The 24,648-nt window shown below is 72.0% G+C and carries 18 protein-coding genes, 2 pseudogenes and 1 riboswitch; of the genes and pseudogenes, 13 read left to right on the top strand and 7 right to left on the bottom strand.

Going from position 1 to position 24,648, the window contains the following annotated elements; genetic code table 11:
- The first annotated feature begins 10 nt into the window (after positions 1-10).
- From ABT041_RS06220 to ABT041_RS06195, 6 genes are all read left to right on the top strand, one after another.
- A complete protein-coding gene (locus ABT041_RS06220) occupies positions 11-826 on the top strand; it encodes a phytanoyl-CoA dioxygenase family protein (RefSeq protein ID WP_351179771.1) in 816 nt (271 codons plus the stop codon).
- 59 nt (positions 827-885) lie between these two features.
- Entirely contained in the window at positions 886-1,170 is a 285-nt protein-coding gene (locus ABT041_RS06215; protein ID WP_351180022.1) for a hypothetical protein, read from the top strand.
- A gap of 123 nt (positions 1,171-1,293) precedes the next feature.
- On the top strand, positions 1,294-4,179 hold the full coding sequence (locus ABT041_RS06210; RefSeq protein WP_502976393.1) for a glycoside hydrolase family 3 C-terminal domain-containing protein: 2,886 nt from the start codon (positions 1,294-1,296) through the stop codon (positions 4,177-4,179).
- 154 nt (positions 4,180-4,333) lie between these two features.
- Positions 4,334-5,317, top strand: a complete 984-nt coding sequence (locus tag ABT041_RS06205) for an acetylxylan esterase (protein ID WP_351179765.1) — start codon at positions 4,334-4,336, stop codon at positions 5,315-5,317.
- 265 nt (positions 5,318-5,582) lie between these two features.
- Entirely contained in the window at positions 5,583-6,995 is a 1,413-nt protein-coding gene (locus ABT041_RS06200; RefSeq protein ID WP_351179762.1) for a beta-xylosidase, read from the top strand.
- Positions 6,986-8,383 carry a hypothetical protein gene (locus ABT041_RS06195; protein ID WP_351179759.1) on the top strand — a complete coding sequence of 466 codons (1,398 nt, stop codon included), beginning with the start codon at positions 6,986-6,988 and terminating at the stop codon, positions 8,381-8,383. The genes ABT041_RS06200 and ABT041_RS06195 overlap by 10 nt, the downstream gene beginning before the upstream one ends.
- Positions 8,384-8,807: 424 nt before the next feature.
- Here the strand turns inward: ABT041_RS06195 and ABT041_RS06190 are convergent, their stop codons facing one another.
- The gene (locus tag ABT041_RS06190; protein WP_351180040.1) at positions 8,808-8,966 is read right to left on the bottom strand and encodes a hypothetical protein; all 159 of its coding nucleotides are present in this window, start codon (positions 8,964-8,966) and stop codon (positions 8,808-8,810) included.
- A 70-nt stretch (positions 8,967-9,036) separates the two neighbouring features.
- Positions 9,037-9,453: pseudogene (locus ABT041_RS06185) on the bottom strand (GAP family protein); the annotation flags it as partial.
- Positions 9,454-9,817: 364 nt separating this feature from the next.
- Between ABT041_RS06185 and ABT041_RS06180 the strand changes: the two are divergent.
- Entirely contained in the window at positions 9,818-10,300 is a 483-nt protein-coding gene (locus tag ABT041_RS06180) for a barstar family protein (protein WP_351179756.1), read from the top strand.
- Between the two features lie 54 nt (positions 10,301-10,354).
- On the opposite strand, the gene ABT041_RS06175 is transcribed toward ABT041_RS06180, so the two are convergent.
- The gene (locus ABT041_RS06175; protein WP_351179753.1) at positions 10,355-11,821 is read right to left on the bottom strand and encodes an ISL3 family transposase; all 1,467 of its coding nucleotides are present in this window, start codon (positions 11,819-11,821) and stop codon (positions 10,355-10,357) included.
- Here ABT041_RS06175 and ABT041_RS06170 point away from each other — a divergent pair.
- From ABT041_RS06170 to ABT041_RS06155, 4 genes and pseudogenes are all read left to right on the top strand, one after another.
- Complete coding sequence (locus tag ABT041_RS06170) at positions 11,799-12,485, top strand: hypothetical protein (protein ID WP_351179750.1); 687 nt, start codon at positions 11,799-11,801, stop codon at positions 12,483-12,485. The two genes, ABT041_RS06175 and ABT041_RS06170, sit on opposite strands and share 23 nt — an antisense overlap.
- Positions 12,486-12,495: 10 nt before the next feature.
- A complete protein-coding gene (locus ABT041_RS06165; protein WP_351179747.1) occupies positions 12,496-13,689 on the top strand; it encodes a HEAT repeat domain-containing protein in 1,194 nt (397 codons plus the stop codon).
- A 107-nt stretch (positions 13,690-13,796) separates the two neighbouring features.
- Positions 13,797-14,153: pseudogene (locus ABT041_RS06160) on the top strand (transposase); the annotation flags it as partial.
- A gap of 7 nt (positions 14,154-14,160) precedes the next feature.
- Entirely contained in the window at positions 14,161-14,565 is a 405-nt protein-coding gene (locus ABT041_RS06155; protein WP_351180037.1) for a site-specific integrase, read from the top strand.
- A 173-nt stretch (positions 14,566-14,738) separates the two neighbouring features.
- Here the strand turns inward: ABT041_RS06155 and exaC are convergent, their stop codons facing one another.
- Together exaC and ABT041_RS06145 are read right to left on the bottom strand one after the other, a co-directional pair.
- Positions 14,739-16,262 carry an acetaldehyde dehydrogenase ExaC gene (gene exaC, locus ABT041_RS06150; protein WP_351179744.1) on the bottom strand — a complete coding sequence of 508 codons (1,524 nt, stop codon included), beginning with the start codon at positions 16,260-16,262 and terminating at the stop codon, positions 14,739-14,741.
- A 42-nt stretch (positions 16,263-16,304) separates the two neighbouring features.
- A complete protein-coding gene (locus tag ABT041_RS06145; protein WP_502976392.1) occupies positions 16,305-17,597 on the bottom strand; it encodes a GAF domain-containing protein in 1,293 nt (430 codons plus the stop codon).
- Between the two features lie 134 nt (positions 17,598-17,731).
- Positions 17,732-17,837, top strand: a riboswitch (ZMP/ZTP riboswitch).
- Positions 17,838-17,865: 28 nt separating this feature from the next.
- Here ABT041_RS06145 and ABT041_RS06140 point away from each other — a divergent pair.
- Positions 17,866-18,720, top strand: a complete 855-nt coding sequence (locus ABT041_RS06140) for a bifunctional 5,10-methylenetetrahydrofolate dehydrogenase/5,10-methenyltetrahydrofolate cyclohydrolase (protein WP_041133111.1) — start codon at positions 17,866-17,868, stop codon at positions 18,718-18,720.
- Between the two features lie 169 nt (positions 18,721-18,889).
- On the opposite strand, the gene ABT041_RS06135 is transcribed toward ABT041_RS06140, so the two are convergent.
- Together ABT041_RS06135 and ABT041_RS06130 are read right to left on the bottom strand one after the other, a co-directional pair.
- Positions 18,890-20,257 carry an SWF or SNF family helicase gene (locus ABT041_RS06135; RefSeq protein WP_351179738.1) on the bottom strand — a complete coding sequence of 456 codons (1,368 nt, stop codon included), beginning with the start codon at positions 20,255-20,257 and terminating at the stop codon, positions 18,890-18,892.
- Positions 20,254-23,238, bottom strand: a complete 2,985-nt coding sequence (locus tag ABT041_RS06130) for an SCO1167/SCO6262 family helicase (protein ID WP_351179735.1) — start codon at positions 23,236-23,238, stop codon at positions 20,254-20,256. Before ABT041_RS06130 ends, ABT041_RS06135 begins: the two co-directional genes overlap by 4 nt.
- A gap of 259 nt (positions 23,239-23,497) precedes the next feature.
- Here ABT041_RS06130 and ABT041_RS06125 point away from each other — a divergent pair, with 259 nt between their 5' ends.
- Positions 23,498-24,586, top strand: coding sequence for a fatty acid desaturase family protein (locus tag ABT041_RS06125; RefSeq protein WP_351179732.1), 1,089 nt, complete (start codon positions 23,498-23,500; stop codon positions 24,584-24,586).
- The last annotated feature ends 62 nt before the right edge of the window (positions 24,587-24,648 follow it).

The following is a 24,648-nucleotide window of genomic DNA, read 5'->3' as shown; positions in this document are numbered from 1 at the left end:
CGTGGCCGTCATGGAGAACAGGCGAGCACTGCTGAACTCGGTTCAGATGGCGCGCTTCGTGGCGCGCGGGTCACTGCGGATGGACGCGGTCGTGCCGGCGGAGATGAACGCCGAGGGACTGACGGTACTGGCGGACGGGGTGCCGCATGTGCCGTACGGGACGCCGCTGTCCGACGCGTACGCGAAGGGCACCTTCGTCCGCAGGCTGCTGGAACTGCCGCAGGTGGCGGGGGCCCTGCACAGCCTGGTGGGGCCGGAGCCGTGGGTGGACCACCACTTCGTGCACACCCGTGAGCCTCACGAAGGCGCCGCGCAGGCGCTGCACGGGGACGCCATCATCGACGTCCGACCGGACGCCTTCGACGTCCAGTTGATGTACTACCCGCAGGCCGTGACGCTGGAGATGGGTGGAACGCTCAGCGTGCCGGGCAGCCATCTGCGGCGGACCAACGAATCGGACACCGGCCGCTACCAGAACCTGCGCGGCCAGGACCGGTTGGTCTGCCCGGCCGGCACGGTGGTGCTTCTGCACCACGGAATCTGGCACGGGGGCCGGCGCAACGACAGCGACATCCTCCGCTACATGTTCAAGATCCGCTTCAATCCCAGGGTGCGTCAACGACGTCTGTGGGACACCTCGGACCTCCACGACCCGCAGGTGACCGCCGAGCTGGACGCGATGTTCCCGTGGTACGAGGGAGCGACCGGCCGGCTGGAGAGGTACAACCGCATCCTGCTGTGGCGGGAACTGACCGGCGACGACACCTTCGACCTCGACCACTGGGTGACCAGGGTCTCCAACCGACCGAAGGGGACCGCGGCATGACGACCGGAGCGATCCCGCCCGCGCCGGCGGACACCGCGGACGCCACCGCCGCCCCGGTGCTGCGGCAGCAGGTGCTCGTGCTGTACCTGGAGAACTCGGCGCTGGACTCCCACGTCGTCGGCTGGTCGCGCTACGACGGCACCGGCCGCACCTCGCCCACCACGGGTGACGGTGACGAGCCGCCGTACGAGTCGGGGGTGGCGGCGCTGCGGGACGGCTGGCGGCTGTTCCAGGCCGCCCAGTTGATCCCGCCGTATCCGGGTCACGAATACGACGTCTCCTTCCTCAAGCACGAATTCTTCTTCGAACGGCTCGTCGACGTGCGGGCGCAGACGGGGCCCTGATGTCGAACCGCTCGCCTTCCGTGACAGGTCATTGACAGGTCATGGAGGCTAATGGGACCGTCGAAGCGCTTCGACGAACGGCCACCGCAACCAGCTCGCCCGAGGGGTTTCCACGTGAGTTCCGTGACCGTGCCCGCGTCCACTTCCGAGCCGCCCGCTTTCCGCGATCCCGCGCTGCCCCTGCGGAGCCGCGTCGACGACCTGCTCTCACGGCTCACGCCCGAAGAGCGGCTCGCGATGCTGCACCAGTACGCGCCGGCCGTCCCGCGGCTCGGCCTCGCTGCCTTCCGTACGGGCACCGAGGCCCTGCACGGGGTCTCCGGGCTGGGGGTGGCGACGGTCTTCCCGCAGGCCGTCGGCCTCGGCGCCACCTGGGACGAGGACCTGGTCCGCAGGGTCGCCGAGGCCGTCTCGGTCGAGCTGCGGGCCTTCCACCACCACCGCCGGCCCGTCGCCGCCGGCGGCGGCCTCTACGGCCTGCAGGCGTGGGCGCCCGTGGTGAACCTGCTGCGCGACCCGCGCTGGGGGCGCAACGAGGAGGGCTACTCCGAAGACCCGGTGCACACCGCCCGGCTCGGCGAGGCGTACTGCCGGGGCCTTGCCGGCGACCACCCGGCATACCTGCGGACGGCACCCGTTCTCAAGCACTTCCTCGCCTACAACAACGAGGACGACCGCTGCACCACCTCCTCCGGACTGCGCCCGCGCGTCCTCCACGAGTACGACCTGGCCGCCTTCCGGCCCGTCGTCGCCTCCGGCGCCGCGACCGGAGTCATGGCCGCGTACAACCTGGTCAACGGCCGCCCCTGCCACATCAGTCCGCTGATCGAGACCGAGCTGCGCCGCTGGGCGAGGCCCACCGGACACGAGCTGTTCGTGGTCAGCGACGCCGAGGCCCCCTCCAACCTGGTCGACCCGGAACACTACTTCGACGACCACGCCGAGTCCCACGCCGCCGCCCTCAGGGCCGGCATCGACAGCTTCACCGACCACGACGAGGACAGCTCCACGCCGGTCGGCCGACTCCGCGAGGCGCTGGAGCGCGGCCTGATGGACCAGGCCGACGTGGACCGCGCGGTACGTCGCCAACTCGAACTCCGCTTCCGCCTCGCCGAGTTCGATCCCGACCTCGACCCGTACGCCGGGATCGGCCCGGAGGCGATCGACTGCCCCGAGCACCGCGCCCTGGCGCGGCACGCCGCGACCGAGTCGGTGGTGCTCCTCAAGAACGACGGCCTGCTGCCGCTCGACCCCGCGCGGACACGCCGGATCGCCGTCATCGGCCCCCTCGCCGACACCCTGTGCGAGGACTGGTACAGCGGCACCATGCCCTACCGGGCGACCGTCGCCGACGGCCTCACCGCCGCACTCGGCGCCCACGGCGGCGAGGTGGTCCGGGTGGAGGGCGCCGACCGTATCGCGCTGCGCTCCCGCACCACCGGCGACCTCCTCGGCAAGACCGCCTTCGACGCGACCGACTGGGGCCGCGGCATGCTGACCCTCCGTGCCGCCGACACCGGCCGCTACCTGAGCCTCAAGGACGACGCCACCGTGGCGGCCGACCAGCAGACGCTCAAGAACTGGTTCGTCAAGGAGACCTTCCGGCTCGAACCGGCCGGTGAGGACAACGTACTGCTGCGCTCCGTGCACACCGGCCGCTACGCCGCCGTGGATCCCACCGACGGCCGCGTCACCGCGACCGCCGACGCCCCCGACTCCGCCGAACGCTGGGCGCGCGAGCTGCTGCGCGACGGCGCGGCCGAGGCCCGGGCGGCCGCCGAGGCGGCCGACGCGGCGGTCGTCGTCCTCGGCAACCAGCCCATGATCAACGGCCGTGAGACCGAGGACCGCGCGGACATCGAGCTGCCCGCGGGGCAGGAGGAGCTGCTCCGCACGGTCGCGGCCGTGCGCCCGGAGACGGCGCTCGTGGTGATGAGCAGCTACCCGTACGCCGTCGACTGGGCCGACGAGCACCTGCCCGCCGTGGTGTGGACCTCCCACGGCGGGCAGGAGACGGGCCACGCGCTGGCCGCCGTGCTGCTGGGCCAGGCCGAGCCCGCCGGGCGCCTGCCGCAGACCTGGTACCGGGGCGACGACCCGCTGCCGGCCCCGCTCGACTACGACATCATCAAGGCCGGCTGGACCTACCAGTACCACCGGCCGACGCCTCTCTACGCCTTCGGCCACGGCCTGTCGTACACCGACTTCGCCTACCGCGACCTGCGGCTGTCGCGGTCGTCGACCGGCCGGGACGGCGCGGTCGACATCACCGTGACCCTGGCCAACGGCGGTGCCCGGGCCGGCAGCGAGGTGGTGCAGCTCTACGTCCGGGCACGGGACGCCCGCCACGAGGCGCCCAGACTGCGCCTGGCCGACTTCCGCAAGGTGCGCCTGGAACCGGGGGATAGCAGCGAGGTGACGTTCCGGCTGCCCGCCGAACGGCTCGCCCACTGGGATGTCGCCACCTCCGCCTTCACCGTCGATCCCGGCGGTTACGAGATCGTCGTCGCCCGCTCCGCCGATCACCCGGTCCTCACCGCACCGCTGACGGTGACCGGACCGGCCTCGGCGCCCCGGGTGGTCGTGGAACGCCGGACCCTGGCGGTCGACTTCGACGACTACGCGGACGTCACCCTCGTCGACGCGACGCGGACCGACGGTGACGCGGTCACGCCCACCGACCCCGCCCGGCCCGGGACGCTGCTCTTCCGTGACGTCGACCTCTCGGGGGCCGTACGGATCGAGGCCGAGACCGCCCGCGAGGACGCCGGACCCGGTGAGGCGCGGCTGGTGGTCCGGGCGGGCGACCAGGTGCTGGCCGAGCTCGACGTCCCTCGCACCGGCGACCGCTACGCATGGCGGACCGTCGCAGGCGAGCTGGCCACCACCCCGCCCGAGGACGTCCACGACCTGAGCCTGACCCTGCACGGCGCCTTCCGCCTCTCCGCCTTCCGCTTTTCGGCCTCCGGCTCCGGCTCCGGCTCCGGCAGCACCGGCGGAACCGACTGACGGCTCGCGCCCGCCCCGCGAACGGGCGGCCCGTCCCACAGGGGGAGGGCGGGCCGCCTCCCGCGCCCAGCCGTGCCCGGGACCCGGGAGGCGCGCGGCCCGACGCCGTACGAACTCCCGCCCCCTCGTCCACACTCCGACCGGAGGAATCCCCATGCCGCTCACCGACCTCGAGGCCGACGACCTCGTCGGCTACCGGCCGGAGCTGACCGCTCCGAGCGACTTCGACGCATTCTGGCGCCGCACCCTCGCCGAAGCCCGGGCCTACGACGGGACGGTCAAGGCCGACCGGGTCACTCCCGCGCACCTGCTGCACACCGTCGACGTCGACGACGTGCGCTTCCCCGGCTGGAACGGCGAGCCGGTGGCCGCCTGGCTCCTGCGCCCGCGCGGCGCGGACGGCCCGCTGCCGGTCGTCGTCACGTACATCGGCTACAGCGGCGGCCGCGGCCTGCCCACCGACCACCTGTTCTGGTCCGCCGCCGGCTATGCCCAGCTCGTCGTCGACAGCCGGGGCCAGGGCCACGACACCCCGGACCGGACGACGGGCGACGGCACGCAGTGGGCCGGCGGGTTCATGACCCGGGGCGTCGACTCCCCCGAGAACTACTACTACCGGCGGCTGATCACCGACTGCGTACGCGCCGTGGACGCGGTCGCCGAACTGCCCGGCCTCGACCCGCGCAGGATCACGGTGGCCGGAGGCAGCCAGGGCGGCGGCCTGACCCTCGCCGTCGCCGCTCTCGCCGGGGACCGCGTGGCGGCGGCACTTCCGGACGTCCCGTTCCTGTGCCACTTCCGCCGCGCCGTGCAGATCACCGGGGACGGCCCGTACCCGGAGATCGCCGAGTACCTGCGCTGGCACAGCCGCGACCGCGTGGAACGGACCCTCGCCACCCTCGACTACTTCGACGGCGTCCACTTCGCCCGACGGGCCACCGCACCGGCGCTGTTCAGCGTCGCCCTGATGGACCCGATCTGCCCACCCTCCACGGTCTACGCCGCCTACAACCACTACCGGGGCGAGGACCGCACCATGACCGTCTGGCCCTTCGGCGACCACGGCGGCGGCTACGGTTCCCACCCGCCGGTCCAGCTCTCCTGGCTGCGCGAGCGCGGTCTCGCGCCGGAGCTCTGACCGCCGCCCGATCCGGCCCCGCCTTCTCCCTCCACGACATCCCGTTCAGCACGCACGGCTCCTGGTCCGGCATCTCTCCCGTGCTTGCGGAGAAGCCCTCGGAGACGTTCGACGCCGTCGTGGCGGCCGCGGAGCAGGCTTTCGCCACGGTCGTCGACGCGGTGGCCCCACGCGCACCCGAGACGGCCGCCGACCGGCCGCCTCCTCCAGGCCCGGGACCGATCGGGCCCGGTTCCTCTCCTCCGTCCACCCCAGGAGCCGCGGAATGAAGCCGCTCACCACACCTTCAGGACCTGCGACCCAGGCCGCGGACACCGCCGTCACCGTCGACTTCTCCGCTACCAGGGGCGCCCCCACGTACCGTGCCTCGGGCACCCTCTACGGGATGGCCGAGCACGGGGCGCTGCCCCCGGAGAGCTTCTACAGGGACATCAAGTGGAAGTTCATGCGGGCCGGCGGTGCCCAGCTGGACAGCCCCGGCGGCTGGGTCGCCGGCGCGTACGACCGCCGGTGGAACTCCACCCTCGCCCAGTACAAGAGCACCAGGGCGCTGGGCGGCACCTTCGTCATCCTGCCGCACGACCTGTGGGGCGCCGACGGGACCACCTCGCCCACCTTCCCCGGCGACAACGGCGACTGGTCCCGCTTCGACGCCTTCTACGACCGGCTGCTCGCCGACGCGAAGGCGGTCGGCATGACCGACATCCAGTGGGACATCTGGAACGAGCCCGACTACTCCTCCTTCTGGGACCGGCCGCAGGACCAGTACCTGGAGATGTGGAAGCGGGCCCACCAGCGGATCCGGGCCGCCTTCCCGGGCGCCGTCATCGTCGGTGCCAGCACAGCCGGCAGGCCCTCCGCGGAAGGGGGCGGCCCCTGGTGGAACACGTACCTCGACTACGTGAAGGCCAACGACGTCGAACCCGACACATACAGCTGGCACGACCTGCCGGGCGACCCGGTCGCCGACGCCGACGCCGTTCACGCCAAGCTGGCGGCACGCTCGATGACCACGAGCCGTCCGTTCCAGGTGAACGAGTACGCGGCCGACACCGAGCAGAACCCTGGCCGCGGCGGCTGGTACATCTCCCGTCTGGAACGCGCCGGGGCGGACGGCCTGCGCGCCAACTGGGCGTGGGGCGCCGACCTGCACGACTTCGCGGCGGCCCTGCTCACCAGGACCGGCGGTCAGTATCTGCCGCTGGGTGAGTGGTTCCTGTACCGGTACTACGGCTCGCAGACCGGCACCATCGTGAACCTCACGCCCGGCACGAACACCGACGGGGTGGCGACGAAGGACAATTCCGCGCGCAACGCCAAGATCCTGCTGGGCAGCAACGGCGACACCGGCAACGTCACCGTCGACCTCGAACGCCTCGACACCACGTCGGTGGCGGAGAACGGCCGGGTGCGCGCGATCGTCCAGCGCATCCCGAACAACGGCGGCGGCGCGGTGACGGGTCCGGTGACGGTCTCCGACCGGACGCTGACCGTCAGCGGCAACTCGGCTTCGGTGATCGTCCCGTGGGCGGACGCCGCGGACGGCTACACCGTCACCCTGCTGCCCCCGTCGAACACCACCGCCTCCACGGTCGCGGTGGCACAGCACAGCGGTCAGTGCCTGGCCGACACCAACCTCGGCACCGACGACGCCACGCAGGGCGCGACTTGGGTCTGAGTTACGAAGTCCGGTTCTGGGAGGCTCTGTACTCCTGGGCCTTCAACAAGTACGCCTGGGGTCACGAACCCCACGAGGATTGGCGCAACTACCGGTCCGACTTCACCCTCAGCCCGTCCTTCAACTTCCCCGAGCGCGAGTGGCACCCGGGCACACGCACCGAATGGGTGACTCCGGGCCAGGTCTGGAGGGAGTTCCACGCGCAGGGCGTCGACGGCGGCCTGCCGTGGGTGATGGTGTCGGGCGACAACACGTACGCCAAGGGCAGCGCCACCCGGCTGGACTGGTTCGCTCCGGTGACCAGGCCCGGCCAGAGCGAGTCGTTCGGCGTGTACGACTCCCGCTGGCAGAACGACATGACCTGGAACGTCCAGGCATGGGCCTCCTCCAGCGACGAAATGCGGCTGGGCGGCTACCTGCCGTGGGGGGAGACGCCGACCCACCTGCAGGTCTTCCAGGGCGACGCACTGATCCACGACGACCCGAACAGGACGGACATGCAGTGGATCGAGGTGCCGGAGGACAACCTGCCCTACCGCGCCGTCCTGGACGCGGAGCGGCCCGCCGACGTCTTCCGGCTGTCGACGCGCACCCACACCGAGTGGACGTTCATGTCCGACACCGTCGATTCGGACTGCTTCGAGCCGTTCCCGGTGCTGAACCTGGACTACGAGCTGGAGTCGGACCTGCACGGCGACGTCAAGGCCGACGCGACCCGGCAGATCGCGCTCAAGCCGGTGTCGATGGGCCGGGGTACCGTGCCGGGCACCGTCACCACGGTGAAGCTGGATGTCTCGTACGACGACGGCGCTGATGGGCGCGCCGGCGCGCATCGCGGGAGCCGTGCGGGCCGACGCGATCGTCCCGGCAGCTCGTCAGGCGAGGACATTGACGGCACGAGCGACCACGAGCCCGAGAATGAGCAGGGAGACGAGGGACTGAATGCCCATGGTGATCTTGGCCCACGGGGCCAGCGGCATGACGTCGGTGGGGCTGAAGGCGGTGGCGTTGGTGAGCGCGAGGTAGAGGTAGTCGATGAAGAGGGGTCGCCAGTCGGCGCTTGCCAGTTCGGGGTTGAGCTGCTGGGGGAAGGCGAGCGCGGGTGTGGAGGGCATGTGGTGGGCGCGGGCGGCGGCCCCGCCGCTGTCGAGTTCGAAGTACAGCAGGGAGAAGGCGAGGACCGTACAGGCCCACACCGTGCCGCCGGTCTGCAGCAGACTGACGGCGGAGTTGGTCTCCTTCCCGGCATGGAGGATGTCGTCGACCAGTTGAACGGTCGACCAGACGGCGCTGAGGGCCAGAACTCCCACCAGGGCGATCGACATGCTTCGCAGGGCGGCCGTGCGTCGGTCGATCCGGCCCGGGTCGCCGGCGATGAGCGCCAGTAGAAGCAGTCCCTCGACGGCAGGGATGACCCAGCGAGGCGCCAGGCGGAGGTCGTCGGGGAGCAGGAGGGTCAGCACCATGGCGGCGACGACGGCCGTCGCCATCGGCCATCGGGCCTCGCCGAAGGACTCGTCCGATCGCGGGCTCTCGGTTGGCTCGGGGGTGCGTCCGGTCACGATGGCGGCCCTTACGGTCGAGTGTGGAGGGTAGGGCACTGTCCTGCCCTCGGAAGGTATGGCCGGCCGGTGGGCGGGCGTCGGATCTCCCGGGCGGCGCACGACAGCCCCTGGACCCGGCCGCGAGAACAACTGGCCCCCCGCACCCGCAGGGGTGTTTCAACGTCTTCCTTCGCCTGCGTTGGCCCAAACAATCCGCCCTTACCGGCGACTGGACCCCGCCGGCACGGCGAAGCACCAGCTGCCTGCGTCAGGCGACCAGCTCGTAAATGCTCCGGGCCGTCAGCCACAGGCCCACCAGCAGGGAGAGCGTGACCAGCAACTGTTCCTGGTGCCGCTCCAGCCAGCTCCGTAGGGCGTTCAAGCGGGCGTTCGCGGACGCGGGCACCCAGACCGTGTACATCTCCATGAACGATGAGGCTGCGTGTGGCCAGCAGGCGGTAGCCGGTCAGTACGAGCCAGTCGGTGAGGGTGGAGAGGTCCGAGTCGAGGGCGGTCGCGGCGCCGGCGCCGACCAGCCCCCAGGGCTGCAGCAGCCACGCCAGACCGGCTGCCGTGACCGGGGAAGCGTTGTCGATCCGGGCGGCCCAGCGTGGCGGGCCGTGTGGGCGGGGCGGTCGGCGGTGCCGGTACGTGCCGAACAGCACCAGTGCCACGCCGATGGCGAGTTTCACGGCGATCGCGGCGGTCGAGGGCGCGCTATGACGGGCCGGGGGCTGACCGCCGGTCAGCAGTACGACGAGGGCGATGACCGTGATCAGGTTGGCCAGCCACGACAACAGGAACGCCAGACCCTGACGAACGCCGCGCCGCGAGGAGAGCAGCAGGACGAAGGCGCTGTTGTGCAAAGGCCCGAGGGTGATGGCCGTACCGATCACAATCAGGTCGAGGACCATCGGACCAGTCGCTCCTGGATCTCGGGGCTGTTCGCCACGTAGGGACAGAGGGCCGGCCGGTAGGGGGGCGTCGTTACGGGACCGCGTTCCGACTCTGTAGCCAGCTGTCCGGCCGGTCAAGCAGGCCACGCCCGTGAAGCCTTGTCGGTCCGTTCGAAGGCGATGCGGCCGGCGGGGTCCAGGTCGAGGGCCGGAACACCCCCGCTTGGCTTTGTTTACGAGAAGGGGGTTCTGGCACAGATCTTGGGGAGCAAGCACGGAGTGTGACGAGACGCTGCGTCCTGCTGACGCCATGACCGGCTAGGGTCAACAGCATGGCCGCCTTCACCCCCGACCCGCGTCCGACCTCGATTTCCGCCTCGTGATGAACACTTTCGTCACGCTCTTCTGGCGCCGTAACCTGCTGGAGGAGTGCACAGCGTGGCTGGACGAGCACGGCTACCAGGTCACGAGTCTGGACGCGGCTGCCTGTTCATCGGAGGGAGACCTCCTTAGAGAGATCGGCGCCGCACTGGACTTCCCCGACTTCCACGGACGCAGCTTGGACGCGTTCGACGACTGCTTCGGCGATGTCGCCGCTTACGCCGCTTACGGGATCGCCCCGGAGGCCACCGGCCTGGTCCTGGTCTTCACCGACTTCGATGTCTTCGCCGCAACACATCCGGAGAGCGCGCAGATCATCCTGGACATCGTCGCCGACAACGCCCGCCGGGCCGCGTTGTTCGGACGCCGCGTCATGTGTCTGGTCCACAGCTCCGATCCGCAGATCGAATTCGCACCGGTCGGCGCCATGCCCATCATGTGGAACGACGCTGAACAGTCCAACGCCAGCCGGCGAGCGGGCTGACCCAGGCCGCTTCACTACGGTGCAGCTGTCACAGACTGGCACAGCGGTGAGGAATCACTGAAGCAGGATCATCTTGCGGAGTAGTTCGAATCCGGCCCGACCGTAGAGCTGCCGCTTGATCTTCTTGATGCGGTTCACGGCGCCCCCGATGCTGCCCGAGTTCCAGTCCAGGGTGAGGCCGGCTGTCACGGTTTCAAGGTCTCGGAGCAGGTGGAGTGCGAAGCCGGTGAGCCCGGGCAGCTGGCTGGCGTCGACGGCGTCGATCCAGGTAGGGAGCGTGGCGCCGAGGCGGCCGGTGAGCATCTCGCCGAAGTCGCGGACGTGTCCGGCGGCCGTATCCAGTTCGGGACAACGGGTCAGGACCTCCTTCAGACCGGCCCGGTCCTCCTCGGCCAAGGTCGTGGGGTGGCGGGTGAGCCAGCCGGTCACCTGCCGCACCGTCGGCGGCCGTGGCGGTGCGGCGGCGGGAGCCTCGCGCAAGGTGGCGATGTGGGCGCGGACCATGCCGTAGGTGACAGGAGCGTGCTCGGCAACCAGCTCGCCGTGCAGTCGGGTGACGCTGGTGCATCCCTCGGCGAAGCGTCGCTCCAGGTAGGGCTTGTAGGGGTCCAGCCTGCTGGGCCGGGGCCGGTTCTCGCGGATGGTCTCCTGCCAGAGTGCGGCGTTCGCGTACCGGAGCACGGCGTTGAGCCCCCAGCCCAGGTGCCGGGCGATCGCCCGGCGCGAGTGGCCCTGGGCGAGCATCTCGTGGACCAGGGCGTGTGCAGCCTTCTTCCGCTCGGCCCGCCGGCCGAGCGGTTCCGAGTCGCCCTGCGGCCGACCGGAAGTCGGTCGGGTGACCTCCGGCAACATTCCGCTGGGTGTCGGGTTGCGCAGGCAGTCGCGGTGGGCGGCGACGCAGGTCTCCACGGCCCGGCCGAGGCCCTGCCACAGATGGAACCGGTCGGCGACCTGCAGAGCGCCGGGGGCACCACGCCGGGCGCCCTCGGCATAGGCGCCCGCCCGGTCCCGACAGATGATCTCCACGCCGGGATGGCCGATCAGCCAGGCAGCCAGCGGCCCGGCTTCACGAGTCGGAAGCACATCGACCACGCGATGGTCTTCGACACTGGTCAAGACGGTGGAGTAGGTCTGGCCGCGACGGATCGCAAAGTCGTCCACGCCCAGCACACGCGAGGTACTGAACCGCGGATCGGGCAATGCCATGACCCTGCGTAACAGGGTCATCCTTCCTGCACCGAAGCCCAGCTGGGCAGCCAGCCGGGCACCGGCCCGCCCCGCGAGGGCGAGACCCACCCGCTCCAAGGCGCGGTTGAGCCGCGTGGTGAACCGCGCGTACGGCGCGGCCAGCCGGGAGAACGGCTCGGCGAACGTCCGGCGCGGACAGTCCGCCGACCCGCAGATGAAACGCCGGACCGTCAGCCGGATCACAAAGCCCTGCTCAGCCAGCGGAAGGTCCTTCAGCCTGCGCTGGTAACGATGACTGCTCCTGCAGGAAGTGACCCAGCACGAGGTCGACACCTGGCTCGCGGTGAACCCTGGAAGCCGCTTTACCGTCCGCGACTTCGCCGTCTGGGCCACCCGCCGCGGACACGCCCGAACTCTCGACGTCCCGCACTGGCCGAAGAAGGACCCGGTCGCGATGGACGAAGACTCCCACTGGGAACTCCTCCGCCAGTGCCTCACGGATACCGACCGGCCGCTCGAAGTCCGCGGAGCCGGTTCGATCCTTCTTCTCTTCGGTCAGCACCTGACCCGGATCGCTGCTCTGACCACCCGCGCCGTGACTACCGCCGGCGAGGAAACCTTCCTGACTCTCGACCGCACCCCCATCCCTCTGCCCGCTCCCCTGGGCGGCCTGCTGGCCGACCTCGCGAACCGCCTGCCGCCCACCAACTGGGCGGCGAACACCTCTCGGGGCTGGCTGTTTCCCGGAGGCCGTCCCGGACAGCACCTCTCGGCCACCGTGCTCGGCCGCCGCCTGGCCGCCCACCAGATTCCCAACCGGCCCGCCCGGGCCACCGCCCTCGTCGCCCTCGCCCAGGATCTTCCCCCGGCGGTCCTCGGTCCGATGCTCGGTCTCCACCCCGTCACCGCCGCCCGCTGGCGCCGACGAGCCGCCACCGACTGGACCGCCTACCTCGAAGCACGCCGGCGCGTCGATATCGGCGGGTCGCAGGGGTGATGCTTTCTGTGTGACGACACAGGATGAGCACCCGATCTTCGACCAAGCCGTGGGTGGACGACTGCCTGATCCGCTTTCCGTGATCGAGGGCCCCGACTGGGCCGCGCTGGAGCACGCCTACGGGCCGGCCCATGACACGCCGCTTCGCTTGCTCCAGCTTCTGGACGCTGACCCTGAAGTCCAAGCGGGAGCGCTGGGGCTGTTGGACATGTCTGTCCTGCACCAGGAGTCCTTGTACACCGCGACGGTGCCGGCCGCGTTGTACGTGGCTGCGGTGTTGAACGACCGCCGCACTCTGGCTTGCCATAAGGACTACTCAACCTGGGACGACCGACCTCGGCCACTGCGCGCGGCTCTGCTGGAATGGCTGGGCCTGATCGCGGGTTCGGCGGCATACGGCGAGACGACCGAAGATGAGGACGGCAACGACCCTGGCGTCACCGATGCAGTCCGCGCAGTCCGCGGCACGATCCACGACGCCGTCTCGGCCCACCTCCTGGCCCCGGACCCCACCGTGCGCGCGGCCGCCCTAAGCGCCACCTCCGCGCTCCTTCAATCTCCCGAACTGGCCGGTCGAATCCCCGGAACCACCCGGACACTCCGTCGGCTGCTCGCGGAGAGCACCGACCGCCGTGAACGCGCCACCACCGTCCTGGCCATCGGCGCCTGGGGCGAGGACACCACCCGCTGGCTCACCGACCCCGACCCCGCCATCCGATCCTGCGCCGCGCTGTCACCCGGATCCGCCGGGAACACGGTGGCGACACAGGAGATCCTCGGCGCCCTGCTCGATCCGGAGGCCATCGACTCCTGGTTCCTCGAACCCACCGCCACTGACCCTTGGGCCGGGGACCAGCTGCCGCACATCGACGGCCGCCTGCGACACGCCCTCCTGTCCGCGGCCATCGAACGAGCTGCCGACTTCGAGGAACTTCTGCCGGCCGCGATGGCCTCCGTACCGTTCTGCAGCAACCTCACCATCGCCGACGACTGGGGACCGCTGCTCGCCGCGGCATTCCCTTCCGGCCATGAAGAAGGTGCCAAACTGACTCCGGCCCAGCACCGTTACCTGCAAGCTCTCGTCAACCGTGACGTGTGCTGGCGATACACCCAGCACATCACCTCATGGTTCGACGACATCGGCCTTCCCCCGGACCGGAACGCCATCCGGGCGCTCCTGCCCGGGCCGCAGCCACACGAGTAGAGACGCTGGCTTGCCCCCTCAATAACCAGCGCAGGGCAGGAATACCGCACGGTTCGAATGACGCTCCCCGCCAGCTTCTGCTGCATCACGATGCCTGACGGGAGCCGTTGGCCGAGCTGCCACGCTTCCGGGGCGAGTTCTTCTCCTGTCTCACCCCTCGTTCGGATGCTCTGTTCGAGCTCGCCGACGCGGTGTTGTGCAGTGATGGGCCGGTGAGGTCGATGGCAGAGCTGTCGCTGGTGGGCGAACACCGGCGTGGACACGGAGGGCTCTACGCCGCCGTCTCAAAGGGCCGCATCGACGCCGCCCGGATGCGGCAGGCTCTGGCCTCGGTGCCTCTGCCGCGGGCGGCCGATGGCCGGCTGATCCTGGCCGTCGACGTCACGTGCTGGTTGCGGCCGGACGCCCACACCTCACCGGAGCGGATCCTGTGCCACACCTACGGCCGGGGCAAGGAAGGTCACACGGCCCGTGCCGGTACCGCCGTCGTTCGTGCACACACTGCGAAATCGCGTCGATCGCTTCGGCGTGGCGCCCGATGGCCGAGTGTTTCGCAATGAGGCCGGCGGCTACGTTGATGCAGCGGCCTACGGCAAGACGTGGGAGCGGGCCCGTAAGAAGGTCCTGGCTCCCGATGAGCAGCCGACGCTGTTCGCCAAGAGGCCCTATGACCTCCGGCACGCCGGGATCTCGTTCTGGCTGCACTCCGGCGTGGATCCTGCCGAATGCGCGCGCCGGGCCGGCCAGAGCATCCAAGTGCTCTTCCATTACTACGCCAAGTTCCTGGACGGTCTGCAGGAGCATTCCAACCGGCTCATCGAGGAGTCGATGCAGGAGTGGAGCTGGCGCAGCGAAGACAGCAGCCCCACGGGCTGAGCCGCAATCTGGCCCGTGTATGGCCCGGAAGTGCTGGTCAGGACTGGGATACGGGTGGGATGAACTGGGAGAAGGGGGGATATCTCGACGCCTCCCCCGCGGGAAGGCTCGAGTGCTCCAAGAAGGCGCCTGCCCCGGGGAAAACCCCAGGTCAGGCGCCTTCTTTCGTGCCGCTAGAAGAAGCCGAGCTTCTTCGGCGAGTAGCTGACCAGCAGATTCTTCGTCTGCTGGTAGTGCTCCAGCATCATCTTGTGGGTCTCGCGACCTATGCCTGACTGCTTATAGCCTCCGAAAGCACTGTGGGCCGGGTAGGCGTGGTAGCAGTTCGTCCAGACGCGGCCCGCCTGGATCGCGCGGCCCGCTCGGTAGGCGGTGTTCGTGTCGCGGGTCCAGACGCCGGCGCCGAGGCCGTAGAGGGTGTCGTTGGCCGTGCGGATCGCGTCGTCGAAGTCGGTGAAGGACGTCACCGCCACCACCGGGCCGAAGATCTCCTCCTGGAAGATCCGCATGCGGTTGTCGCCCTCGAAGATGGTCGGCTGGACGTAGTAGCCGCCCGACAGTTCGCCTCCGTGTTCGACGATCTGGCCGCCCGTCAGGATCTTGGCGCCCTCCTTCTGGCCGATCTCCAGGTACGAGAGGATCTTGCGGAGCTGGTCGGCGGAGGCCTGCGCGCCGATCATCGTGTCCGTGTCCAGGGGGTGGCCCGGGAGGATCTTCTCCGTGCGGGCGACCGCCGCCTCCAGGAAGTCGGCGTAGTGGCCGCGCTGGACCAGGGCGCGCGAGGGGCAGGTGCAGACCTCGCCCTGGTTCAGGGCGAACATCGTGAAGCCTTCGAGCGCCTTGTCGCGGAAGTCGTCGTCCGCCGCCCACACGTCGTCGAAGAAGATGTTGGGGGATTTGCCGCCGAGTTCGAGGGTGACCGGCTTCAGGTTCTCGGAGGCGTACTGCATGATCAGCCTGCCCGTCGTCGTCTCCCCGGTGAACGCGATCTTCGCGACGCGCGGGCTGGACGCCAGCGGTTTGCCGGCCTCCTCGCCGAAGCCGTTGACGACGTTGAGGACGCCCGGCGGAAGCAGGTCCGCGACCAGACTCAGCCAGAAGTGCACCGAGGCCGGGGTCTGTTCGGCCGGCTTGAGGATCACCGCGTTGCCGGCGGCCAGCGCCGGGGCCAGCTTCCAGACCGCCATCAGGATCGGGAAGTTCCACGGGATGATCTGCGCGACGACACCCAGCGGCTCGTGGAAGTGGTACGCCACGGTGTCGTCGTCGATCTCGCTCAGCGCGCCCTCCTGGGCCCGCAGTGCCCCCGCGAAGTAGCGGAAGTGGTCGATCGCGAGCGGGATGTCCGCGGCCAGTGTCTCCCGGACCGGCTTGCCGTTGTCCCAGGTCTCGGCGACCGCGAGCGCCTCCAGGTTCTGTTCCATGCGGTCCGCGATCCGCAGCAGGACCTGCGCCCGTTCCGCCGGCGCCGTCCGCCCCCACGCCGGGGCCGCAGCGTGCGCCGCGTCGAGGGCGCGCTCCACGTCCTCGGCGGTGCCGCGCGCGACCTCCGTGAAGGGGCGACCGTCGACCGGGCTGGGGTTCTCGAAGTAGCGCCCGGCCGCGGGAGCGACGTACTCGCCACCGATCCAGTGGTCGTAGCGAGCCTGGTACGACATGAGCGCGCCCTCGGTGCCGGGTGCGGCGTAACGGGTCATGGATGGCCTCCCTGGGACGCGCCGGCCGTCCCTGGCCGGCGCTCACGCCCGAGTGTGGAGACCCGTACGTTGCAAGCCCGTTGCACCGGCGGACAGTTCCGCCTCCAGGGAGTCGAGCCTCGCCCGTACGGGAGGAAGCTGGGGCGCCGGTACGGCCGCGCACAGCGCCCGCCAGACCACCACGTCCTCCTCGCCCCACGCGCTGTACGCCCAGTCCGCGAGCAGCCCCGGATCGCCCCGGTCGACCAGCGCGGCCCGCAGCCGGTCCGCGAGCCGTTCCCGCAGCCGTACGACCCCGGGCGCGGTCGACGCCGGAAGCAGCGGCCCCGCGTAGTCCCCGGCCGCCGCCGCGACGGCCCCCGAGGCGAGCCGACGGTCGACCGTCGCGAAGTCCGCGTCCACCGCCCCCGCGAGGCGGTACGGACGTGAGCGCAGCGCGTCGGGACCCAGCAGCGCGCGCAGCCGGGACAGCTCCGCCCGCAGCGTCACCGGTGTCACCGACTCGTCCTCGTACAGGAGCGTGAGGAGTTCGTCCCCGCCCACGCCCTCCGGGCGGTGCGCGAGGACCACCAGGATCTCGCTGTGCCGGCGGCTCAGCCGCAGCCGCCGCCCGCCCACCGTCAGCACCGCCTCGTCCCGGCCCAGCGCCGACAGCCGGAGCCGCCCCGGGTCCGGAGCCGGCCCGAGCAGCGCCAGCTGGGACTCCGCCGCCCGTGCCACCGCCTGGACGAAGCCGAGGCTGTGCGGATGCGCGAGCCGCTCCCCGCCGGTGATGTCGACCGCGCCGAGCACCCGCCCCGTGTGCGGGTCGTGCACCGGGGCCGCGGCGCAGGTCCAGGCCCGCACCGAGCGCCGGAAGTGCTCCGCGGAGACCACCTGGACGGGACGGTCGACGGCCAGGGCCGTACCCGGCGCGTTCGTCCCGACCGCGGCCTCCGACCAACGGGCCCCGGCCACGAAGTTCATGCCGCGGGCCTTGCGCAGGGTGCCCTGATGGCCCTCGACCCAGAGCATCCGCCCGGCCGCGTCGCAGACCGCCAGGAGATGCTCCCCGTCCGTCGCGTAGGCCCCCATCAGCTCCCGGATCACCGGCATCGCCGCGGACAGGGGATGTTCCTCCCGGTACGCGGCCAGCTCGTCCTCGTCCAGTTCGACCCCCGCCTCCCCGTCGCGGCTCACGCGCGCGCGTACCGACCGGCGCCAGGACGCGGCCACCAGCGGGCGGGCCTCCCGGCCGTGCGGGTCGGCCTCCGCGCCCGGGCCGACGCCCTCTGCCGGATCCACCACCGGGGCCCGCCCCGTCCGTTGTTCCCCGGCCACCCACGCATCGTTCAACTCGGCCTCCTCGTCGAGGTCGTCCCGGCCCGTCGCGCTCATCGTGGTGCGCCCGCGGGCCGCCGACAAGCCACCCCGCAGCACGGCATATGCACCCTGTCCGGGAGCGGCCCCCCACTCCTCACGTAGAGTGGGGCCCGGGCCGTGACTGGCGCTTGAGGTGGATCACCACCGGGGAGCGGCCCGGCGGGGCGTCCCTGTGACGCGACCGTGTCGATGCCGTGCGCCTGGGCGAACCACCTGTCACAGACGACGCCCAGGAGTTGCCATGTCCACCAGCACCGCCACCCTCATGGACGGCACGGCCCTCGCCCGCCGCACGGTCGAGGAGACCGCCGCCCGAGCCGCCGAGATCACCCGCCGCACCGGCGTCACGCCGTGCCTCGCGACCGTTCTGGTCGGCGCGGACCCGGCCTCCGTCACGTACGTGAAGATGAAGCAGAACCGCTGCGCGAAGGCCGGAATCCGCTCCAAGCACGTCGAGCTGCCCGCCGAGACGACCACCGAGGAGCTCGTCGCCGCCATCACCGCCCTGTCCGAGGACCCCGAGGTCCACGGCATCCTGCTGCAGCACCCGGTCGGGCCGCACATCGACGAGCGCGCCGCCTTCGAGGCCATCGCCCCCGAGAAGGACGTCGACGGCGTCACCATGGCCTCCTTCGCGGCCATGGGCTTCGGCCTGCCCGGCTTCGTCTCCTGCACGCCCGGCGGCATCATGCGCCTCCTCGACGCGTACGACGTCGAACTCAGCGGCAAGCGCGCGGTCGTCGTCGGCCGCAGCGCCATCCTCGGCAAGCCCGCCGGCCTGCTCCTCCTCGGCCGCGACGCCACCGTCACCTACTGCCACTCCCGCACCCAGGACCTCTCCTCGGTCGTCCGCGAGGCCGACGTCCTCGTCGCCGCCGTCGGCAAGCCGAACTTCATCAAGGGCGAGGACATCAAGCCGGGCGCCGTCGTCATCGACGCCGGCTACAACCCGGGCAACATCGGCGACGTCGACTTCGCCTCGGCCGCCGAGCGCGCCTCCCTCATCACGCCGGTCCCCGGCGGCGTCGGCCCGATGACCATCGCCGTGCTGCTCGCCCAGACGGTCGAGGGTGCGGAGCGCCAGCTCGGCCTGTAGGCAGCTGTACCGGGCGCGGGCTGTGACGGGGCGGCCACTCGGACCGGCGGCGCCGGTGCCGGTGGCGGGGTGGGCGCCGACGCCGGGGGGGAGCGGTGGTAACGGGGGAGCGTGTCGCCGCCCCCCCCGGCGTGCCGCGCCCACCCGGGCTGCCGGCCCACCGCCAACCTCAGCCCCCGGCTCCCGTAGCGCCCCCGGCGAGTGCCGTCGCCAGGGCCGCCGACGGGTCACGGTCCGCCGGGCCGGCCGGGGACCAGCGGGCCCCCGCCTTCAGGTACGGCCACCAGCGCCCGTCCTCGCCCAGCCGCAGCTGCGCCTCCGCGCCCACGACCGTCCACCGCGCGCCGCCCGCGCGCCGCAGCACCGGCCGCTCGTCGTCCGCCCAGGCCCCGGCGAGCCGGACCCCGGCCGGGTCGAGCGCCTCCGCGTCCGGCGTCCACTCCTCCTCCAGTACGGCGAGGGCGGCCGCGCCCCCGAACCGCCACGCGCGCGTGGCCAGGTCCAGCTCCGTCCGCGACCTGCCCGAACCGGAGGCGAGGCGCTCCGCGATCCGGGGCACGGGAGCGCCCGCCGCGAGCCGGACCGCGTCCTGACCGGTGGTCAGATGAGTCTCGGTCGGGTCCGTCACCGCCTCGTGCGCGCCGCCCGCACCCAGGACCGCGCCGAGCAGCCGGCACGCGCGCGTCGCCGCGTCCTGGGCGAGGAACTCGAGGGCCGCCGGATCGACCCCCGGCTCCGGGGGAGTGTCCGTGTCCAGGGACGGCGACCGCCCCGGCGCGGCCGGGAGCACCGGAGGGGCGGGCAGCGGCGGTACGAGGAACCCCGCCGCGAACACCTCCTCGGCCGACACGCCGGGCATGCCCCCGGCTTCCTCGAACCGGCCGCCGGCCTCCTCCCCGTCACCCGCGGACGGCGCGGCGGCCCGTGCCGTACTGCGCTCCTGGAGCTGCTCCAGGAGCGTCCGCTCGCCGCGCCCCCGCATCAGCAGGAGGACGAACGGGTCCTCGTCGAGGAGGCGCGCGACCTGGTAGCAGAGCGCCGCCGTGTGCGGGCAGTGGTCCCACGCCTCGCAGCCGCACTCCGGGTCGAGATCCCCGATGCCCGGCAGCAGGTCGAGCCCGGCCGCCGCCGCGTCCTCCACCAGGTGCGGCGGCATGTCGCGGTCGAGGAGCGCGGCGATGTGGCCCGCGCTGTCGACGGCGAGGTCGAGGAGCCGCTCCCACTGCTCCTCCGAGAACTCCCGCACCAGCACGTCGGCGCGGTACGCCGTGCCGTCGCGGTCCTTGACCAGGGCCGTGATGCGGCCGGGACGGACCGAGACGGCGCCCACCGCCCCCGCGCGCGCGTGGCGGCGTCCCGCCTTGAGCAGCTGCTCTCCGCCGAGCGCGGAGTCCTCCAGGGCCTTCAGCCACGCCCGTCCCCACCAGGTGCGGGTGAACCCGCCACCGCCCACGGGCGGCAGCGCCTCGAAGGTCCGTTCGTCGTCCCCACGGCCATGGCCATGACCGTGACCGTGCCCCACTCCGTACGCGCTCATCGTCCGTCCCCTCGCAGTCGCACCAGCTCCGCCAGTTCGGCATCGGTCAGTTCGGTCAGTTCCGGCGGGGTGTCGCCGCCGGTCCCGAGGACGGTGTCCGCCAGTTCGCGCTTGCGGTCGAGCATCGCGGCGATCCGGTCCTCGATCGTGCCCTCGGCGATCAGCCGGTGGACCTGCACCGGCCTGTCCTGCCCGATCCGGTACGCGCGGTCGGTGGCCTGTGCCTCCACCGCCGGGTTCCACCAGCGGTCGTAGTGCACGACGTGTTCGGCGCGGGTCAGGTTGAGCCCCGTCCCGGCGGCCTTCAGGGAGAGCAGGAAGACCGGGACGTCCCCGCTCTGGAAGCGGGCGACCATCGCCTCTCGTTCGGCGACCGGCGTGCCGCCGTGCAGGAACTGCGTGCGCACGCCCCGGGCCCCGAGATGCGCCTCCAGGAGCCGGGCCATCCCCACGTACTGGGTGAAGACCAGGGTGCACGCGCCCTCGGCGAGGATCGTGTCGAGGAGCTCGTCGAGCAGCTCCAGCTTGCCCGAGCGGCCCTCGATCCTCGGCCGCTCCTCCTTGAGGTACTGGGCGGGGTGGTTGCAGATCTGCTTGAGGCCCGTCAGGAGCTTCACGACGAGGCCCCGGCGCTCCATGCCGTCGGCCTCGGAGATCGCCGCGAGGGTCTCCCGCACCACCGCCTCGTACAGACCGGTCTGTTCGGGCGTCAGGGACACGCTCCGGTCGGTCTCGGTCTTCGGGGGCAGCTCGGGGGCGATGCCCGGGTCGGATTTGCGCCGGCGCAGCAGGAAGGGGCGGACGAGTGCGCCGAGCCGCTCGGCGGCGGCCGGGTCCTGCCCGCCCTCGACGGCGGTGGCGAACCGGTTCCGGAAGGCGCCCAGGCTGCCGAGCAGTCCGGGCGTGGTCCAGTCGAGGATCGCCCACAGCTCGGAGAGGTTGTTCTCCACCGGCGTTCCGGACAGGGCCACGCGTGCGCGTGCACCGATGGTCCGCAGCTGTCGGGCAGTCGCCGAGTAGGGGTTCTTGACGTGCTGTGCCTCGTCCGCGACGACCAGTCCCCAGTCGAGGGCGGTGAGCCGCTCGGCGTCCAGCCGCATCGTGCCGTACGTGGTCAGCACGAAGCCGCCGTCGGGGAGCTCCTCCAGGTCACGGGCCGCGCCGTGGAAGCGGCGCACGGGTGTGCCCGGCGCGAACTTCTCGATCTCCCGCTGCCAGTTGCCCATCAGGGAGGTCGGGCAGACGACGAGGGTGGGCCCGGCGGACGCCGGGTCGGTCTGCCGGTGCAGATGGAGGGCGATGACGGTGATCGTCTTGCCGAGGCCCATGTCGTCGGCCAGACACCCGCCGAGGCCGAGCGAGGTCATCCGGTGGAGCCAGTCGAGCCCGCGCAGCTGGTAGTCGCGCAGGGTCGCGGCGAGCGCCGGAGGCTGTGTGACCTCCGGCCGGTCGCCCTCGGGTTCGGCGAGGCGCTCCCGCAGTCGCTCCAGCCAGCCGGTGGCGGCCACCTCGACGGGCCGTCCGTCGACCTCGGTCGTGCCGGTGAGGACGGCCGAGAGGGCGTCCACCGGAGTGACCTTGCGGTCCTGGTGGGCGCGGGCCCGGCGCACCTCGGCCGGATCGACGAGGACCCAGCGGTCGCGCAGCCGCACGAGCGGCCGGCCGGCCTCGGCGAGCCGGTCGAGCTCGGACCGGGACAGCTCGTGGTCGCCGACGGCGAAGCGCCAGTTGAAGGCGAGCAGGGAGTCCGCGGCGAGGAAGGAGGGCAGCGCGGAGGCGCGGGCGGCGGCGTGGTTCGTGCCGTCCTCGGGATCGGTGCCGAGTCCGGCGACCCCGGCGACCGCGGCTGCGGCTTCCGCCGGGCCGATCTCCGCGCGGGCGGTCAGCCGGTCGGCGAGTTCGCGCGGCCAGTGGACCTGGACGCCGGACGCCGCGAGGGCCTCGGCGGCCGGGCCCAGGAGCTCCGCGACCTCCTCGTCGGCGAGTTCGACGGTGTCGGGCACGGCCGCCGACAGGAGCGGGGACAGCGGGGGCCAGGCGCGGGCGGCGCGCCGGAGCGCGAGGAGGGCGTCCATCCGGGTTCGGGGGCCGAAGGCGGCCCCGGCCCGGCCGGAGCCCGCCCACACCTCCGCCGCGTCCGCGACCAGGCTCGGGTCGGCGACCCCGTGCAGCTGGAGCACCGCCCGGAAGGCGGGCGCCTCCTGCGCATCCGCGCGGAAGCCGGGCAGTTCGAGCCGGAGGGAGAGCCGGACGCCCGCGTCGTGCACCGCGGCCACATCGGCGGCCCAGGCGCGCTGTTCCGGCACGTGCTGCGGTTCGTCGGCGGCGAAGGCGGGCCCGCCGGCGGCGAGCGCGGCCGCGGGGGTACGGGGCAGCGTGTCGGCCACCGCGTCGGCGAAGGCCCGGAGCAGCGCCTCGGGCTCGGGCAGCAGCAACGGTTCGTCGTTTGCGCCGGGTACGTCGTCGGCCGGGGGTACGGAGACGGGCAGCGGTACGGCGTGCGCCGCGGGCGGCATCGAGGCGGCGAGGGTGCGGAGTTCGGCCAGCTCGGCGGGGCCCAGCGGCCCGGCGCGCCAGGCGTCGTGGTCGCCGGCCGTGAGGCCGGGCAGCAGCAGTCCGCGCGAGACGAGGTCCAGGGCGAGAAGGGCCGCGGCGCCCCAGAAGGCGGCCGCGGGGGAGGCGGTGTCCGAGAACCGGGCACGGGCGAGCAACGGCAGGGCGTCCCGTACGGACAGGGCGCGGGCGGGGACGGTGACGACCTGGAGCGAGTCACCGTCGACGACCGTGATCGTCGTGTCACCCCCGGGAGCGTCGGCGTCCGGCAGGGGTTCGCCGTCCGGCGACCAGAAGGCGATCCGTCCGGCGCGGGGCGGATCGGCGGGGAGGAAGACGGCTGAGTGACGGGGGAGTTCGTGGGCGGGGGAGGGTTCTTTGCGGGCGGGTTCGCGGGCCGGTTCATGGGATCCGTGCGAGAGCGACAACGCATTCCTCAAATTTGACTACCTGAGACCGAGTCGCCGAGTTTACCCCACGAAATCGCCGGACGTGCGCCTCTGCCAGGTGATCCGCGCCACACGCGCCGACCCCTCGCGGCGGGGGTGGGGCTCGCCCCACCCCCACCCCCCGGCGCGCCCCCGGCAGCGGACGGGTGGTGACGCCATGGCCCCGGACGATCACGGATCCGTACGTTTCTGACAGGCGCCCACCGACCCCACCGACCGACAGAAACCGGAGCCCGCCATGTCCCAGGCCACCGTCCTGCCCCCGGCCGCCGCACTCGTGGCGGCGCCCGCCCGAGCCCGGGGCGGCAGCGAGTTCAGCCCGCTCCTGCGGACGGTCAGGGAACAGGGCCTCCTCGACCACCGGCCCGGCTGGTACGCCCGCGGCATCGTCGTCAACCTCCTCGGCATCGCCGCCGTGGCGGCCGGACTCGCCCTCATCGGGCCCTCCTGGTGGGCCCTGCTGCTCGCCGTCCCGCTCGCCCTGTTCTCCGCCCGCGCCGCCTTCGTCGGTCACGACGCCGGCCACGCCCAGATCACCGCGAACCGCAGGACGAGCCGGATCCTCCAGCTCGTCCACGCCAACCTCCTCCTCGGCATGAGCCGGGAGTGGTGGAACGACAAGCACAACCGCCACCACGCCAACCCCAACCACCTCGACAAGGACCCGGACGTCGCCGCCGACATCCTCGTCTTCGCCGAGCACCAGACGGCGGGCCGCACGGGTCTGCGCGGATTCCTCACCCGGCACCAGGCCTGGCTGTTCTTCCCGCTGACCACCCTGGAGGGCATCGCGCTCAAGGTGTACGGGATCCAGGCCCTGCTCGCCGAGGACGGCCCGTGCCGCAGCCGGCGCGAGCGACTGGTCGAAGGCGCCTTCCTGCTCGCCCACTTCGCCGGATACGCGACGCTGCTCCTCACGCTCCTGACGCCCGCCCAGGCCCTCGTCTTCGCCCTCCTGCACCAGATGCTCCTGGGCGTGCACCTCGGCATGGCCTTCGCCCCGAACCACAAGGGGATGGACCGGCCCGACGAGCACGAGGACGGCGACAGCTGGGGCCATCTGCGCCGCCAGGTGCTCACCTCCCGCAACATCCGGGGCGGCGCCCTGACCGACTGGTTCCTCGGCGGGCTCAACTACCAGGTCGAGCACCACCTGTTCCCGAGCATGCCGCGCCCGAACCTCCGTCTGGCGCAGCCGGCCGTCCGGGCGCACTGCGCCGCGCTGGGCATCCCGTACACCGAGACCGGTTTCGTGGACTCGTACCGCCAGGCCCTCGGCCATCTGCACGAGGTGGGCGCGCCGCTCCGCTCCGGGGTCGCCGAGTAGGGTCGTCCACCGAGGCGCGACGTGATCATCACTCCGGGCGGGTGCATCGCCGCCCGGAGCGG

It is taken from the genome of Streptomyces sp. NPDC002825, from assembly GCF_040295385.1.
In the GTDB taxonomy this organism is placed as follows: domain Bacteria; phylum Actinomycetota; class Actinomycetes; order Streptomycetales; family Streptomycetaceae; genus Streptomyces.
Note: the sequence above shows the minus strand (reverse complement) of the source record. Positions and strands in the feature narration are given on the sequence as shown.

What these genes read in the sequence shown, in the direction of transcription:
- ABT041_RS06220 (WP_351179771.1), top strand. Translation starts at nt 11, where the DNA reads ATGGAGAACAGGCGAGCACTGCTGAACTCGGTTCAGATGGCGCGCTTC.
- ABT041_RS06205 (WP_351179765.1), top strand. Translation starts at nt 4,334, where the DNA reads ATGCCGCTCACCGACCTCGAGGCCGACGACCTCGTCGGCTACCGGCCG.
- ABT041_RS06200 (WP_351179762.1), top strand. Translation starts at nt 5,583, where the DNA reads ATGAAGCCGCTCACCACACCTTCAGGACCTGCGACCCAGGCCGCGGAC.
- ABT041_RS06190 (WP_351180040.1), bottom strand. Translation starts at nt 8,966, where the DNA reads ATGGAGATGTACACGGTCTGGGTGCCCGCGTCCGCGAACGCCCGCTTG.
- ABT041_RS06180 (WP_351179756.1), top strand. Translation starts at nt 9,818, where the DNA reads ATGAACACTTTCGTCACGCTCTTCTGGCGCCGTAACCTGCTGGAGGAG.
- exaC (WP_351179744.1), bottom strand. Translation starts at nt 16,262, where the DNA reads ATGACCCGTTACGCCGCACCCGGCACCGAGGGCGCGCTCATGTCGTAC.
- ABT041_RS06140 (WP_041133111.1), top strand. Translation starts at nt 17,866, where the DNA reads ATGTCCACCAGCACCGCCACCCTCATGGACGGCACGGCCCTCGCCCGC.
- ABT041_RS06135 (WP_351179738.1), bottom strand. Translation starts at nt 20,257, where the DNA reads ATGAGCGCGTACGGAGTGGGGCACGGTCACGGTCATGGCCATGGCCGT.
- ABT041_RS06125 (WP_351179732.1), top strand. Translation starts at nt 23,498, where the DNA reads ATGTCCCAGGCCACCGTCCTGCCCCCGGCCGCCGCACTCGTGGCGGCG.